The sequence below is a fragment of the Pseudomonas sp. c313 genome (assembly GCF_055407145.1).
This window is the reverse complement of sequence record NZ_JBUZRD010000002.1, coordinates 649,621-663,877: the sequence shown is the minus strand read 5'-3', so window position 1 is coordinate 663,877 and position 14,257 is coordinate 649,621. Positions and strand designations below refer to the sequence as shown.

Sequence of the window (14,257 nt, the reverse complement as noted above, 5' to 3'; positions counted from 1 at the left end):
GTCACCACGCCCGGTCTGAAAAGTCGTAGTGACCTGATTGGGGCTACTTTGCGGCCCAGTGGGAGTAAGCCCCTCGCACCGAAGGCAATTTGCTGGCCCCGCTGTTACAAGATAATCGCCAAAATCACTTTTATTTTCAGGTGGTTAGGTGGGATTTAAATGCGCATTGTAACAAGCACACTGATCGCCTTGTCCCTGGCGGGCGGGGCTGTGTCTGCCCAGGCAAAAGAGCTGCGCGAGAGCGATCGTTTCATGTGCAGTTGGGGGGCGGGCACGGCGGCAAGGGCCCAGGAACTCAAGTTGTTGGGTGTTTCGTTGTATGCCGCCCGGCAGAAGATTCAAACGTACAAATTCAACAAATCCTGGATGCACATGATGGCCATGGGCATTACCGAGCAGACCTACGACAGCCCCTCGCGCCTCAAGCCACCGGTAATCCGCAAGAGTTTTTATGAGGAGTGCGTTCGGTACAAACTGGCGCGTAAATGACCCGGCCGGCTTTGCACCGGCCAGTGCAAAAATGGAGGAGGTGGCTATGACGTCGGTCGTCAGGGTGGCAACGGTTGGGGATATTGAAGCGCTCTTCGAGATCCGCACCTCGGTGGTGCAGAACCATTTGAGCCGTGAGCAAATGACGGAGTTGGGCATAACCCCGCAAGTACTGGCGGACAGCATCAATGAGGCGCCCTGTGCCTGGATCGCCGAGGTTCAAGGCAAGCCTGCGGCGTTTTCCATGGTGGATCTCGCCGAGGGTGAGGTATTTGCCATGTTTGTCCTGCCTGCTTATGAGAGTCGCGGGCTGGGCCGGTTGTTGATGGCCGTGGCCGAGCAGGCGTTGTTCGAACACCACGAGGAGATTTTCCTCATCACCGATGGCCGGAGTGACGTCAGGGCCAACGGGTTTTACCAGCGACTCGGTTGGTCGGTCATCGATGACGTCGACGGTGACGACGTGCGTTACCAGAAGCGCAGGGCCTGAAGCAGCGGCGACACCGCTCAGTGCCCATGTTCGATCTGCCGCTGGCCGTCATCGTCAGGAATCAAGCTGCCAACGGCATCGGATGAGAGGTTGTCACGTGGTTTTTGGGCGCCATTGGGCAGGCAGTTTTGCGAAATTGTGGGGTAGCTAACACTTTCGTACTAATTGCCCGCGCACGGTGTAAAAGCTCATCTAATCTAGACGGATCAAATCCGCCGAGTCAGGTCCCGGGAAGGGTGTCCAGCATGATCTCGATCGTTGAATTCAGTCGCATCATGGAGTCCGGCTTCCTGCCGCTTTCGTGTGACTGCACCCTGAGCAAGGACGGCTCGCTGCGGATTTGCATCTTTGAACCCGAGTCTGGCCGGGTGGACTTGCTGCTGACGGGGGTGTCCACCAACGGCCTGGACAGCATCCGCTCCATCTCCAATTTGATTGGCGAGTTGCGTACCGAAATCAAGGCCGGTCGCCGGGGCTTTGCGGCGGTGGGGTAGGGGACGCAGAGCGTTCCAGGGCAATACTATCCGTAGCGTGTGCCTGGTGGCGCCTAGAGACGGCGCAGAAAGGACCTGACAATACGCTTGGTGGCCTCGGTGGTGTCCAGTTGGTCGAGGGCACCATAGGCGTGCCACTGACAGTCGATGATTTCGCTGCGTGGCTGGGCTTCGTCGATGTTCACCACTGAAGCCTCAAACACGTGATGGACGGTGTTGTCCGCCGTCAACTCCTGCAGATACAGCAAGCCATCGACGTTCAGTCCGGTTTCTTCCTCCAGCTCACGGGCGGCCGCGCCGACCGGCAGCTCGTCACGCTCGACCTTGCCGCCCGGCAGCGCCCATTTCGATCTGGCCTTGCGCACGAAGAGAATGTGCCCTTCGTGTTCGCAAATGACTGTTGCCCGTATTTTCATCGTCTGTGCCCCTGCAGTTGGATGATCGTCACAAAAGTGTAATGCAATTGTCATGCGTGATGTTTAAGGCGCAGGCTGGAGAGGACGTGGGAAAACACAGATACTGCCCCACTGGAAAAAACACGACGAAGAGGGATGCAGATGAACACCGTACGCTGGGGCATGATCGGCTGTGGCAGTGTCACTGAGATCAAGAGTGGACCGGCATTCTACAAAGCGCCAGGTTCTGCCCTTGTGGCCGTGATGGGGCGCCGGGAGGAGGCGGTGCGCGATTATGCGGCACGCCATGGCATTACCCGGTTCTACACCAATGCCCAGGCGCTGATCGATGATCCCGAGGTGGATGCGGTGTATATCGCCACACCGCCCGACAGTCACCTTGAATACAGCCTGCTGGTGGCCGCCGCTGGCAAGCATTGCTGTGTCGAAAAGCCCATGTCGTTGAACGCCGAGCAGAGTGTGCTGATGCAGCGCACGTTCGAGCGGGCAGGCCTGCATTTGTTTGTCTCTTACTACAGGCGGTCGCTGCCGCGTTTTCAGCAAGTACGGGACTGGCTGCTGGACGGGAAAATTGGCGAGTTGCGTCACCTCACCTGGACGTTGTGCAAGCCGCCGTCCCCGGCGGATGAGAGCGCCGGTAACTGGCGTACCGACCCTCAGGTCGCCGGTGGCGGTTATTTTGCTGACCTGGCCAGTCATGGCCTTGATCTGTTTCAGTTTCTGGCGGGGGACATTGTCGATGTCGCCGGTTTCAGTGCCCACCAGGCTGGGCGCTATGCGGCTGAAGATGCCGTGACCGCCAGTTGGCGTTTTGCTTCGGGGGCCCTGGGAATGGGCTGCTGGAACTTTGTTGCGGATCGGCGGGAGGATCGGGTCGAGTTGATCGGCAGCAAGGGGCGCATTACGTTTTCGGTGTTCGATGAGCAACCGTTGCGGCTTGAGGGGGCGTTCAACCTGACCCTGGAGGTGCCTAATCATGCGCATATCCAGTGGCATCACGTGCTGGGGATGAATGCGCATATCCGGGGCGAGGCGCAGCATCCGGCGGTGGCGATCGAGGCGTTGAAGACGGATAGGATCATGGATCGGATTCTGGGGCGTAGTGTGGCCTAGCGAGGCTAGGTTGGCTGCAACACGGCCATCAATCGAGTCGCTCCTGACGCAGCCTCGCTTAAGCATCGACAGATGCTACGGTCACCCACCCAGGCAGGCACCCGAACATAGGGGCTAGTCAGCCATAGCGTGTTGAATCTGCTCTTTAGCCATCTTCACCACGTTTTCCACGGTAAATCCGAACCTGGCCTGCAGCTTGGCTAGCGGTGCCGAGGCGCCGAAGCTATTCATCACCACCTTGGCCCCGGTCTGCCCGACATAACGATCCCATCCCAGGGGCCCTGCCTGTTCTACGACCACCCGCGCTTTTACCGCGGGCGGCAAGACACTGTCGCGATAGGCTTGGTCCTGCTCTTCAAACAGCTCCCAACTGGGCATCGACACCACCTGCGCTGTCACGCCATCAGCCGTCAGCTGTTCATAGGCGTCCACTGCCAGACTCACTTCGCTGCCGGTGGCGATCAGGATGACTTCGGGCTTCCCGGCACCGGCCAGCACATAGGCGCCACGGGCCGTACCCGACGCCGCTGCGTATTTCGTGTGGTCCAGGGTCGGCAAGGCCTGGCGCGACAACACCAGGCAACTGGGCCGATGGGTCTGGGCCAGGGCGATTGCCCAGGCCTCCAGGGTTTCATTGGCATCCCCCGGACGCAGGGTCAGTAGCCCCGGCGTGGCGCGAAGCTGGCTCAGGTGCTCGATGGGCTGGTGGGTCGGGCCGTCTTCGCCGACGCCGATGGAGTCATGGGTAAACACGAAAATCACCGGCAGTTCCATGATCGCTGCCAGGCGAATCGGTGGCTTCATGTAGTCGCTGAACACCAGGAAGGTCGAGGTGTACGGGCGCAGATAGGACAGCGCCATGCCGTTGGCAATGGCACCCATGGCGTGCTCACGAATGCCGAAGTGCAGGTTGCGCCCACTGTAGTCCTCGGCACTGAACCGTCCGGCACCGTCGAAGGTCAGGTTGGTCTTGGTGGACGGCGACAGGTCTGCCGAACCGCCCAGCAACCAGGGGATCTGCTGGGCGAACGCATTCAGCACCTCGCCACCCGAAGCGCGGCTGGCGACGCCTTTGGCATCACCGGCAAAACGGGGCAAGCCCTCCTGCCAATGCTCAGGCATTTCCCCAGTGCGCATCCGGCGCAGTTCGTCGGCCAGTTCTGGTTCGTGCTGTTCAAGATGGGCCAGGGTTTGTGTCCAGTGCTTGTACAAAGGCTGGCTGCGCTCCACGAGCGCATCACGCAACACGGTGCGCGCCTCATCAGGCACCAGGAAACTGGAATCCTGGGGCCAGCCATAGACGGCCTTGGTCAGGCGGATTTCCTCGTCACCCAAGGGCTCGCCATGGGCCGCGGCGGTGTTGTGCTTGTGGGGCGAGCCATAGCCGATAACGCTATCGACCACGATCAAGGTCGGTGAGCCCGTATTGCGCTGGAACGTTTGCAGGGCGTTGCTCAGGGCCTGCAGGTCATTGGCGTCGGTCACGTGCAAGGTGTGCCAGCCGTAGGCCTGGAAGCGCTTGATCACGTCCTCGCTGAAGGCAAGCTCGGTATGGCCTTCGATGCTGATGGTGTTGTTGTCGTAGATCCAGCACAGGTTGTCCAGCTTCAGGTGGCCGGCCATGGACGCGGCTTCGCTGCTGATGCCTTCCATCATGTCGCCGTCGCCGCACAGGGTGTAGACGTTGTAGTCGAATAGCACCTGGTCAGCGCGGTTGAAACGCCGGGCCAGCCAACGCTGGGCCATGGCCATGCCGACGCTGTTGGCGCAGCCCTGGCCCAACGGGCCCGTGGTGGTTTCGACGCCGGTGGTCATGCGGTATTCGGGGTGGCCCGGGGTCTTGGAATCCATCTGCCTGAACTGCTTGATGTCATCCAGGCTGATGGCCGGGAGGCCAGAGCGTTTGCCGTGCTCGTCAATCTCCACCACGTCGGCCAGGTGCAGCAACGAATACAGGAGCATCGAGGCATGCCCCACCGACAACACGAAGCGGTCGCGGTTGGGCCAGTCGGGGTGTTCGGGGTGGTAGCGCAGGAAGCGGCTCCACAGGGTGTAACCCACCGGCGCCAGTCCCATGGGCGTGCCGGGGTGGCCGGAGTTGGCCTTTTGCACGGCGTCCATGGCCAGGGTGCGAATGGTGTTGATGCATTGGGTGTCGCAAGCGTTGGCGGCGTGATTCATTGAACCGGTTCTCCCTCGGGTGGCGATCTACAGTGGAGGCCGCTGGGGAGTAAAGGTTTTATCCATCAACCTGTGCCGCGACGAACGGGAACGCAAACACGACAGGCTTAATCTCAAACATGACAAAAGCCCCTCGGATGGGCTAGCTTCAAAGTGTACTCAGTCATTGATCAACTTGCGGAGGTACTCCATGCCAGTGAAACACGACCTGTATCAGGACCTGGATTTCACCAAGGAAGACATTCAAAAACGCAGGGCGGACGACAAGTATCTGGATTCGCTGCTCCACCAATACGACAGTGCCGACAAAGAGGTGGTGGACTTTGAGTCATCCGGCGGCGTAGATGAAGAGCTGGAGAAACTGAAGAAGAAACGCTTGTTGGTCAAAGACAAGATCGTTAACCAACTCGGTTCCTGAGGGCCAGGGGGATCGCAAAGATTTGTTCAGAATTGTTTGAAGGACAGCGGCGATACCGCTGCCTATCATGCCAACCGTTCGCCCGACCCTGGGGCACGTTGACTGCGCATGGAATGCGTTGTGGCGTCGGGCGAACTCTTTCCCTTCACGCCAGCGCCGGCAACCCCAGCGCCGTGGCGCACTCAGCGAGCGAGCGTTGTTGGGTCTCGCCATACAACTGCAACTCATCAATAGTCCGACGTCCCAGGGCCTTTTCAAATTCCGTCTGATTGGAGTTGGTCGCATAGTGAGTTTGTGCGGCATCCCCCAGGTTCGACTGGAAAATTCCCGCGGCACTCACCGGCAGGAAATCCTCATACACCAATGGCTCCACATCCACATGACCGGTGGCGATCAGTTCGCTGAGGCTGCGTGACGGATCAGCTTGTGCCCCGCGACCCTTGTCGGTGACGAAGTAGCGAAAGAACGCCAACCCTTGCTCACGCATCTGCCGATGATCATCCGGGAAGGCCTCGAAGTGCTGCGCCATCAGCTCGGTGTAGCGTGAGGCATTGGCTTCATTAGGAAATGCCCCCAAGTCATCGCGTGCAGCATTCAGTAGTTGGTCGTACAGCGCCCGGCCCTTGGGCGTCAGCGCCACGCCGCGCTGTTCGATCTCGCCGAAGCGTGCGCTGTGGCTACCTTTGGCGTCAGTAAAGGTAATGGCTTCGTCCAATGCCTTGAAGCTGGTCTGGCGCAACAGGATCGGGCATTGGCGCCGTGGCGGGCCTTCGATCACGGCCTTTGGCGTGATGCCTTTGCCGGGCATGGCGGCCTGCACCTGGTCGATGTCCAGGGTGCGCGGGGTCAGGTGGTTGATGTGCGGGCCCTTGAACGCCACCACATCGGCGATCAGCCGGTGCTGATTACTCAACTGCTGGTACTGGGCAGCGCTGACGGTGGCGGTGTGGTGCCAGCGGAAGGTTTCCAGGGCTTGTTGGATAAACTGGTCGGCGTCTGCCTGCTCAAGGCCGCCGTCGGCTTCACACTGCTCGATCAGCGCCAGGGCGCGCGGGGTGAAGATCGAGCGCTTGGCCAGTGCCGCCTGGGCAAAGGCGCGCAGTTCGGGGTTTTCGATCAGCTCCAGGCGCAGCAACGAGGTGAAGACCCGAAACGGGCTGGTCTGCAACGCGCTTTCATGCACGGCGCGAAAGGCCGTGGAATGCACCGGCACTCCGGCCGGTGTCAGGTCGTAGTAACCCACCGGCTGCATGCCCATCACTGCAAACAGACGGCTGATGGTCGCCAGTTCGAAGGCGGTGCCCAGGCGGATGGCGCCGTGGCGTTCCATGTCCAGGCGCTGGATTTCCCCGGTGCGCTGCAGTTGCCGCGCCAGGCCGGTGTCTGTCGCCAGCACCCGTGCATTGGTCTCGGCTACCAGTTCCATCAACGCGCCATACAGCGGCACTTCATCGCGATACATGTCGGACATGGCCTTGGAGAAGCCTTTGCGGATGTCGTCAGGGCTGACATGGCGGGCGGTTGGCATAGAAAAATTCCTGGCAGCTGTTAGAAGGGCTTGGCCGTTTGCGCTGATTTTGTTGGGCGCCGCGATGCCTTGCAAACGAAGATTCCTCTGGACTTCATTCTGCAAATGAATGAGCTGAACCCGCGCTGAACTTGATTGTGTTCCCGTGCATCTGATCGACCGTGGGCTCTACACTGGCCCTTACCTCAGTGCGCGATGGAAGACTCGATGACGGCCAAGCCTTTGACGAACATTCTGCAAACGATTGAAGGTCAGCGCTTGGCTAAAGATGCCGCCGAGCGCTGGCGCGACTGGGGCCCCTACCTCAGTGAGCGGCAATGGGGCACGGTGCGCGAGGACTACAGCGCCGATGGCGATGCCTGGCGCTACTTCCCCCACGAACACGCACGCAGCCGCGCCTATCGCTGGGGCGAGGATGGCCTGGCGGGTTTCAGCGACAAGGCCCAGCGCTGGTGCCTGGGCCTGGCGCTGTGGAACGAGCGCGATGGCATCATCAAGGAGCGCCTGTTCGGCCTCAACAATGCCGAGGGCAACCACGGCGAAGACGTCAAGGGACTGTACTTTTTCCTCGATGGCGTTCCCAGCCATGCCTACATGCGCATGCTCTACAAATACCCTCACGCCGCCTTTCCCTATGACGACCTGATCAGCGAAAACGCCCGCCGTGGCTTGGCGGATGCCGAATACGAAATCCTCGACACCGGGGTGTTCGAAGACAATCGCTATTGCGACGTCAGCGTCGAATACGCCAAGCACCAGCCCGACGACCTGTTTATGCGGGTGACCGTGCACAATCGTTCCGATCAGCCGACGCGCTTGCAGGTGATGCCGCAGGTGTGGGCGCGCAATGACTGGAGTTGGACGGCTGATGTACCCAAGCCCGAACTGCGCCTTGAGGGCGAGCGGGTGTTGGCGCGTCACCCTGAGTTGCTTGACCGCCACCTCAGTGCCTGGGGCCAGGACGGCGTCGAATGGCTGTTTTGCGAGAACGAAAGCAACTTCCCCATACTTGACGGGCAACCGGCGTCGGGCCCGTTCAAGGACGGGATCAACGATTACGTGGTGGCCGGCGCTGAGACGGCGATTCGCCGGGATGCGGGGACCAAGGTCGCTGCCCGTTTTATCCTTGAGTTAGCGGGGCTGGAAAGCAAAACCTTATACCTGCGCTTTGCCCCGGTGGATGCGCCACAGGTCAACGCGCGCAAACTGTTCGAGCTGCGCCGCCAGGAGACCGACGATTTCTACGCGACGCTACAACAGGGCATCGCCGACGATGACGCACGCAATGTTCAGCGCCAGGCCCTGGCGGGGCTGTTGTGGTCCAAGCAGCTGTATTACTTCGACGTCAAACAGTGGCTTGATGGCGATCCCGCCCAACCCGCACCGCCGCCCGAGCGCCTGCATATTCGTAATATCCATTGGCGGCACCTGTCCAACTTTGACATCGTCTCCATGCCCGACACCTGGGAGTACCCTTGGTACGCCTCCTGGGACCAGGGTTTCCAGGCGGTGGCCTTTGCCCTGATCGATCCGGGCTACGCCAAGCAGCAATTATTACTACTGGTGAAAGATCGCTTCATGCACCCCAACGGCCAATTGCCGGCCTACGAGTGGCGTTTCGACGATGCCAACCCGCCGGTCCATGCCTGGGCCAGTTGGCGGGTGTATCAGCAGGACAAGGCGTTGACCGGCGTCGGCGACCTGGACTTCCTGGAGCGGATCTTCCACAAGCTACTGCTGAATTTTTCCTGGTGGGTCAACCGCAAGGACGCCGAGGGCCGCAACCTGTTCCAGGGCGGGTTCCTGGGGCTGGACAATATCGCCTTGTTCGACCGCTCGGCCACGTTGCCCCCCGGCTATCAACTGGATCAGGCCGACGGCACCGCCTGGGTCGCCGCCTATGCCCTGGACCTGATGCGCATCGCCCTGGAGCTGGCCAAGCGCAATGGCGTGTATGTCGACATTGCAGTGAAGTTCTTCGAGCACTTCCTTTACATCGCTGGCGCCATTAATCGGGTTGATGACAGCGCTGAAGGCCTGTGGGATGAGCAGGACCAGTTTTTTTACGACGTGCTGCATCGCCCCGACGGCCACAGCGAGCCGGTGCGCCTGCGCTCCATCGTCGGATTGATGCCGCTGTTTGCCGTGCTGGTGCTGGAGCAGCACGAGCATGAAGGGCTGGAAGGGTTGCGCGAGCGCTTGCTGGGATTTATGAAGCATCGGCCGGATTTGGCCAAGCTGGTGTCGCGCTGGAACGAGCCGGGGCAGGGCAATCGCCTGTTGCTGGCGTTGCTGCGGGGTGAGCGGACCAAGGATTTGCTCAAGCGCATGCTCGATGACTCGGAGTTCCTCTCGGATTTTGGCGTGCGTTCACTGTCCAAGGCATACGCCGAGCAGCCGCTGGCGCTGAAGATGAATGGCGATACGTTGTGTGCCCGCTATGAGCCGGCGGAGTCCGACTCGCGGCTGTACGGCGGTAACTCCAACTGGCGCGGGCCGTTGTGGATGCCGGTCAACTACATGTTGATTGAGTCGCTGCGCGAATTTCACCGCTATTACGATGACAATTTTTCCGTGGAATACCCGACGGGCAGCGGTTATCTATCCTCTCTGGAGGAGGTGGCCGACAGCCTCAGCCAACGCCTGACGCGACTGTTTTTGCGGGACGAAAATGGCTTGCGACCGTCGATGGCGAGTTACCCGCAATTGGAGGCAGACCCGCACAGTCGTGACCTGGTGTTGTTTCATGAGTACTTTCATGGCGAGACTGGGCGTGGCTTGGGGGCTTCGCATCAGACGGGGTGGAGTGCGTTGGTGGCGTTGCTGTTGCAGCCTAGGGTCTGAAATGAAAAATCCCGCCAGAAGGCGGGATTGGTCTATCCAGGGTTTCCCCTTGGATCAGGCCGGGAACAGCTCGCTCAGCTTCATCGCCAGCATCATGTCGCCTTCGGCGCGCAGTTTGCCGCCCATGAAAGCCTGCATGCCGTCGGTGGAACCGTCGACGATGCCTTGCATAGTTTCGCCGTCCATGACCAAGGTCACTTGGGCGTCAGGGTTTACGCCTGCTTTCAGTTCGCAGGTGCCGTCTTTGACGATCAGCGAGAAGTTCTCGTTCTCGTCGACACGGAAACCGAACACTAGGTCCAGGCCGGCAGCAGCGGCTGGGTTGAATTTGGCTTTCATTGCTTCTACGGCTTTAGCTACGTCAGTCATGGTTCGATCCTTTTATGGGTGATTCCAGCGACCCAGGGGTCACGGTTGGCCGCAGCTCATCGGAAAGTGATGAGCTGCGGCGCCTTCAACAGTTGCAAGTGGGTATGGCTGTTGAAGGAAGCGAGTGCCACCTCGCGACCACGGAACTTCAAGTGGTTGAGCGAGGTGTTAACGATTTGCCAGTTCAGTTCGAAGGCCTGGGTGGCAGGCATTCGGGTAATCAGGTGGAGCAGGGCAGTGATGGTGCCGCCGGAGGTAAACACAGCGATCTTGTCGCGGTTATCGGCGGCTTCAAGGATGCGTTGCAAGCCGCCCTGGACGCGCTCGATAAACCCCAGCCAGCTTTCCAGGCCCGGCGGATCATAAGTGCCGGCGAGCCAGCGTTCGATGATCAGGGCGAAGATGCGCTGGAATTCACTGCGGTTTTGCGCGGCATTGCGCAGGATATCCAGGGCTTCGGGTTCGCTGTTGAGCAGATCAGGGAGCAGGGCGCGGATGATGGCGTCGGCGTCGAATTCGTTGAAGGCGCTATCGATTTCCAGGGTAGGAACTGAAAGGCCGAGGGTGCTGAATTGTTCGAGAGCACTGGTCGCGGTGTGCTGCTGGCGGCGCAGGTCACCCGACACACAGCGGTCGAAGGTCAGCCCCAGTTCTGCCAGGTGGCTGCCCAATACTTGCGCCTGCTGCACACCAATGGGCGACAGCACGTCATAGTCGTCTGCACCGAAGGAGGCCTGGCCATGTCGAATCAAATAGATGCTGCCCACGTCCGTTCACCCGGTACGTTGAAAGTCTGGCGAGGTTATGAGGATGCCGAGAAGCTGTCAATGAAAAAACATACGCTTGTTTTAAAAGCTCGTTAGAGGCCCGCTACAAGCGGTTTCATCACTGGCTCCCCGGCAGTCCCGTCGGTATGCTTGGGCAATCCGCGCCCGCACTTGACAGAGGGCGCGCCGCATTTAAGGAGTTGCTGTGGATTTCCTTGCCGAGTACGCAAGTTTTCTGGCTAAAACCGTCACCCTGGTGGTCGCCATTCTGGTGGTCTTGATCAGTTTTGCTGCGCTGCGCAGCAAAGGCCGGCGCAAGAATGCCGGCCAGTTGCAGGTCAGCAAGCTCAATGATTTCTACAAGGGCCTGCGTGAGCGCCTGGAGCAGACCTTGCTGGATAAGGATCAACTCAAGGCCCTGCGCAAGTCTGAAAGCAAGGCTGAAAAGAAGGCCAAGAAAAAGCCTGAAGACAAACCTCGGGTGTTCGTGCTGGATTTTGACGGCGACATCAAGGCCTCGGCCACCGAAAACCTGCGTCATGAAATCACCGCGCTGTTGAGCCTGGCCACGCCCAAGGACGAAGTGGTGCTGCGCCTGGAAAGCGGCGGCGGCATGGTCCACAGCTACGGCCTGGCCTCTTCGCAACTGGCGCGAATCCGCCAGGCGGGCGTGCCGTTGACCGTGTGTATCGACAAGGTCGCGGCCAGCGGCGGTTACATGATGGCGTGCATCGGCGAGAAGATCATCAGCGCGCCGTTTGCCATCCTTGGCTCCATTGGCGTCGTAGCGCAGTTGCCCAACGTCAACCGCTTGCTGAAAAAGCACGACATCGACTTCGAAGTGCTGACTGCCGGCGAATACAAACGCACCTTGACGGTGTTTGGCGAAAACACCGAGAAGGGCCGGGAAAAGTTCCAGGAAGACCTGGACATCACCCACCAACTGTTCAAGAACTTCGTTTCCCGCTACCGCCCGCAACTGGCCATTGATGACGTGGCCACCGGCGAAGTCTGGCTTGGCGTCGCGGCGCTGGATAAACAACTGGTGGACGAGCTGCAAACCAGCGACGAATACCTGTCCACTCGGGCCAAGACTGCCGAGCTGTATCACCTGCACTATGCCGAGCGCAAAAGCCTGCAAGAGCGGGTTGGCCTCGCGGCAAGCGGCTCGGTGGACCGGGTGCTGCTGACCTGGTGGAGCCGCTTGACCCAGCAGCGCTTCTGGTAATACCTCTGTAGGAGCGAGGCGTCCCCCTCGCTCCACATTGTCAAGCGGTGTCTGCTCGGACTGTTACAAATTTTGTAATAGTTTTGCGTGGTAGGGAATTTGGCTTTCGGTTGTAGGATTCAAGTCCTTTTTCCGCTACAGGACTTGCATGAACACCCTCTCGGAGCCACCCAGTCGTCTTTCTCCAGGACATCCGCTGCCGCTGTTCCCGCTGAACGCCTCCCTCCAGGCCAAACATCCCGTTTTCCGATTGCCCACTGTTTCCCGGCCTTCTGGTCGTGCCTTGCCGTGTCCGGCGATCTGAAATCAATAACGAGATAGAGACATTTATATGGAATGGTTAGCGGATCCAACGGCCTGGCTCGGCCTGTTGACCTTGATTGTGCTGGAACTGGTTCTGGGTATCGACAACCTGGTGTTTATCGCGATCCTGGCGGACAAGTTGCCGCCGGAGCAGCGCGACCGTGCGCGCTTGATCGGTTTGTCCCTGGCGCTGTTGATGCGCCTGGGCCTGCTTGCGAGTATTTCCTGGCTGGTGACCCTGACCCAGCCGTTGTTCGAGGTGTTCGACAAGAGCTTCTCCGGACGAGACCTGATCATGTTGTTCGGTGGTGTGTTCCTGTTGTTCAAGGCCACCATGGAACTGCATGAGCGCCTGGAAGGCCACATCGCCCAGCGCACCGGCAACGCCGCCTATGCGATGTTCTGGCCCATTGTTGCGCAGATCGTGGTGCTGGACGCCGTGTTCTCCCTTGATGCGGTAGTTACCGCCGTGGGAATGGTGGATGAGTTGGCGGTGATGATGATCGCCGTGATCATCTCCATTGGTGTGATGATCATTGCCAGCAAGCCGCTGACCCGCTTCGTCAACGCGCACCCGACGGTGATCATGCTGTGCCTGGGCTTTTTGATGATGATCGGCTTTGCGCTGACCGCCGAAGGCCTGGGCTTCCATATTCCTAAAGGCTACCTCTATGCGGCCATTGGTTTCTCGATCCTGATCGAGGTGTTCAACCAGATCGCCCGGGCCCGGCGCAAGAAATCTGCGCAAGGTACGCGACCGATCCGCGAGCGTACTGCCCATGCGGTGATGCGCTTGCTGGGCGGGCGAAACCTGGCAGTGGAAGAGGTGGGTGAAGATGTCAGTGACCTGCTGGGTGATGCTCAGGCCAACGAAGGCCCGTTGTTCGACCGCCGTGAGCGGGTGATGATCAGTGGCGTGTTGCAGCTGGCCGAGCGGCCGATCCGCACCTTGATGACACCGCGAGCCAATGTCGACTATATCGATCTGGCGGACGATCCCGACACCATTCGCTTGAAACTGATGCATTCGTCCTACTCGCGGCTGCCGTTGATCCGCAACGGTGCTATCGACGAGCCCTTGGGCTTTGTGCACAAGAAGGAATTGCTCAAGGAATACCTGGCCGGCAACGAGCCGAACCTGGAGCACCTGGCGCGCCGGGCGATCAACCTGCTGGAGAGCTTTTCGATCCTCAACGCCCTGGAGCAAATGCGTCAGGAATCGACCCACATCGCCTTCGTGATCAACGAATTCGGTGACTTCATGGGCGTGTTGAGCATGACCGATATTCTTGAATCCATTGCCGGTGAATTGCCCGACGCCAGTGAAGTCGAAGGTCCGGACATCGTCGAAGAGCAAGGCGATTTCCGCGTCAACGGTGCCTTGAATCTCAACCTGATCCGCCAGCGCACCGGCTTTCAGGCGCAGGCGACCGAGGATTACCAGACCCTGGCCGGCCTGGTCATGAGCCTGCTGGATCGCCTGCCGGTGGTGGGCGACAGCCTGGAGCATGAAGGCTGGCGCCTGACGGTGGCGACGGTGGCGGAGCGGCGGGTGACCCAAGTGCTGCTGGCGCCCGCCGACCCCATGTAGGAGCGAGGGGGACGCCTAGTTCTTGC

General features: G+C 59.9%; 13 protein-coding genes. 8 read left to right on the top strand and 5 right to left on the bottom strand.

The window, feature by feature from the left end:
• Window positions 1-159: 159 nt before the first annotated feature.
• The 3 genes from ACZRKZ_RS07950 to ACZRKZ_RS07940 all read left to right on the top strand — a co-directional run bounded on the left by ACZRKZ_RS07950 (window position 160) and on the right by ACZRKZ_RS07940 (window position 1,473).
• A complete protein-coding gene (locus ACZRKZ_RS07950; protein WP_463969496.1) occupies window positions 160-489 on the top strand; it encodes a hypothetical protein in 330 nt (109 codons plus the stop codon).
• 46 nt (window positions 490-535) lie between these two features.
• Complete coding sequence (locus ACZRKZ_RS07945) at window positions 536-979, top strand: GNAT family N-acetyltransferase (protein WP_463981286.1); 444 nt, start codon at window positions 536-538, stop codon at window positions 977-979.
• Window positions 980-1,224: 245 nt separating this feature from the next.
• Entirely contained in the window at window positions 1,225-1,473 is a 249-nt protein-coding gene (locus tag ACZRKZ_RS07940) for a DUF1652 domain-containing protein (RefSeq protein WP_463981285.1), read from the top strand.
• A 53-nt stretch (window positions 1,474-1,526) separates the two neighbouring features.
• Here ACZRKZ_RS07940 and ACZRKZ_RS07935 read toward each other — a convergent pair whose 3' ends face one another.
• On the bottom strand, window positions 1,527-1,889 hold the full coding sequence (locus ACZRKZ_RS07935; protein ID WP_463981284.1) for an NUDIX hydrolase: 363 nt from the start codon (window positions 1,887-1,889) through the stop codon (window positions 1,527-1,529).
• A gap of 141 nt (window positions 1,890-2,030) precedes the next feature.
• Between ACZRKZ_RS07935 and ACZRKZ_RS07930 the strand changes: the two genes are divergently transcribed.
• The gene (locus ACZRKZ_RS07930; RefSeq protein WP_463981283.1) at window positions 2,031-3,002 is read left to right on the top strand and encodes a Gfo/Idh/MocA family protein; all 972 of its coding nucleotides are present in this window, start codon (window positions 2,031-2,033) and stop codon (window positions 3,000-3,002) included.
• A gap of 114 nt (window positions 3,003-3,116) precedes the next feature.
• Here ACZRKZ_RS07930 and tkt read toward each other — a convergent pair whose 3' ends face one another.
• On the bottom strand, window positions 3,117-5,183 hold the full coding sequence (tkt, locus tag ACZRKZ_RS07925) for a transketolase (RefSeq protein ID WP_463981282.1): 2,067 nt from the start codon (window positions 5,181-5,183) through the stop codon (window positions 3,117-3,119).
• A gap of 190 nt (window positions 5,184-5,373) precedes the next feature.
• Between tkt and ACZRKZ_RS07920 the strand changes: the two genes are divergently transcribed.
• Window positions 5,374-5,601: a DUF465 domain-containing protein gene (locus tag ACZRKZ_RS07920; RefSeq protein ID WP_463981281.1), complete on the top strand. Its 228-nt coding sequence runs from the start codon at window positions 5,374-5,376 to the stop codon at window positions 5,599-5,601.
• Between the two features lie 145 nt (window positions 5,602-5,746).
• On the opposite strand, the gene hglS is transcribed toward ACZRKZ_RS07920, so the two are convergent.
• Window positions 5,747-7,129: a 2-oxoadipate dioxygenase/decarboxylase HglS gene (hglS, locus tag ACZRKZ_RS07915; RefSeq protein ID WP_463981280.1), complete on the bottom strand. Its 1,383-nt coding sequence runs from the start codon at window positions 7,127-7,129 to the stop codon at window positions 5,747-5,749.
• Between the two features lie 207 nt (window positions 7,130-7,336).
• Between hglS and ACZRKZ_RS07910 the strand changes: the two genes are divergently transcribed.
• Window positions 7,337-9,973, top strand: a complete 2,637-nt coding sequence (locus tag ACZRKZ_RS07910; RefSeq protein WP_463981279.1) for an MGH1-like glycoside hydrolase domain-containing protein — start codon at window positions 7,337-7,339, stop codon at window positions 9,971-9,973.
• A gap of 54 nt (window positions 9,974-10,027) precedes the next feature.
• Here the strand turns inward: ACZRKZ_RS07910 and ACZRKZ_RS07905 are convergent, their stop codons facing one another.
• Both ACZRKZ_RS07905 and ACZRKZ_RS07900 read right to left on the bottom strand, forming a co-directional pair.
• On the bottom strand, window positions 10,028-10,342 hold the full coding sequence (locus ACZRKZ_RS07905; RefSeq protein WP_463981278.1) for an SCP2 sterol-binding domain-containing protein: 315 nt from the start codon (window positions 10,340-10,342) through the stop codon (window positions 10,028-10,030).
• Window positions 10,343-10,398: 56 nt separating this feature from the next.
• On the bottom strand, window positions 10,399-11,109 hold the full coding sequence (locus tag ACZRKZ_RS07900; protein WP_463981277.1) for a histidine phosphatase family protein: 711 nt from the start codon (window positions 11,107-11,109) through the stop codon (window positions 10,399-10,401).
• A 205-nt stretch (window positions 11,110-11,314) separates the two neighbouring features.
• Here ACZRKZ_RS07900 and sohB point away from each other — a divergent pair, with 205 nt between their 5' ends.
• Together sohB and ACZRKZ_RS07890 are read left to right on the top strand one after the other, a co-directional pair.
• Window positions 11,315-12,337: a protease SohB gene (gene sohB / locus ACZRKZ_RS07895; protein ID WP_463981276.1), complete on the top strand. Its 1,023-nt coding sequence runs from the start codon at window positions 11,315-11,317 to the stop codon at window positions 12,335-12,337.
• Between the two features lie 331 nt (window positions 12,338-12,668).
• Window positions 12,669-14,231, top strand: coding sequence for a TerC family protein (locus tag ACZRKZ_RS07890; protein WP_463981275.1), 1,563 nt, complete (start codon window positions 12,669-12,671; stop codon window positions 14,229-14,231).
• Window positions 14,232-14,257 lie beyond the last annotated feature (26 nt).

Bases quoted from the DNA above. Each gene is read 5' to 3' on its own strand.
- ACZRKZ_RS07950 (WP_463969496.1), top strand. From the start codon at position 160: ATGCGCATTGTAACAAGCACACTGATCGCCTTGTCCCTGGCGGGCGGG.
- ACZRKZ_RS07945 (WP_463981286.1), top strand. From the start codon at position 536: ATGACGTCGGTCGTCAGGGTGGCAACGGTTGGGGATATTGAAGCGCTC.
- ACZRKZ_RS07940 (WP_463981285.1), top strand. From the start codon at position 1,225: ATGATCTCGATCGTTGAATTCAGTCGCATCATGGAGTCCGGCTTCCTG.
- ACZRKZ_RS07935 (WP_463981284.1), bottom strand. From the start codon at position 1,889: ATGAAAATACGGGCAACAGTCATTTGCGAACACGAAGGGCACATTCTC.
- ACZRKZ_RS07930 (WP_463981283.1), top strand. From the start codon at position 2,031: ATGAACACCGTACGCTGGGGCATGATCGGCTGTGGCAGTGTCACTGAG.
- tkt (WP_463981282.1), bottom strand. From the start codon at position 5,183: ATGAATCACGCCGCCAACGCTTGCGACACCCAATGCATCAACACCATT.
- ACZRKZ_RS07920 (WP_463981281.1), top strand. From the start codon at position 5,374: ATGCCAGTGAAACACGACCTGTATCAGGACCTGGATTTCACCAAGGAA.
- hglS (WP_463981280.1), bottom strand. From the start codon at position 7,129: ATGCCAACCGCCCGCCATGTCAGCCCTGACGACATCCGCAAAGGCTTC.
- ACZRKZ_RS07910 (WP_463981279.1), top strand. From the start codon at position 7,337: ATGACGGCCAAGCCTTTGACGAACATTCTGCAAACGATTGAAGGTCAG.
- ACZRKZ_RS07905 (WP_463981278.1), bottom strand. From the start codon at position 10,342: ATGACTGACGTAGCTAAAGCCGTAGAAGCAATGAAAGCCAAATTCAAC.
- ACZRKZ_RS07890 (WP_463981275.1), top strand. From the start codon at position 12,669: ATGGAATGGTTAGCGGATCCAACGGCCTGGCTCGGCCTGTTGACCTTG.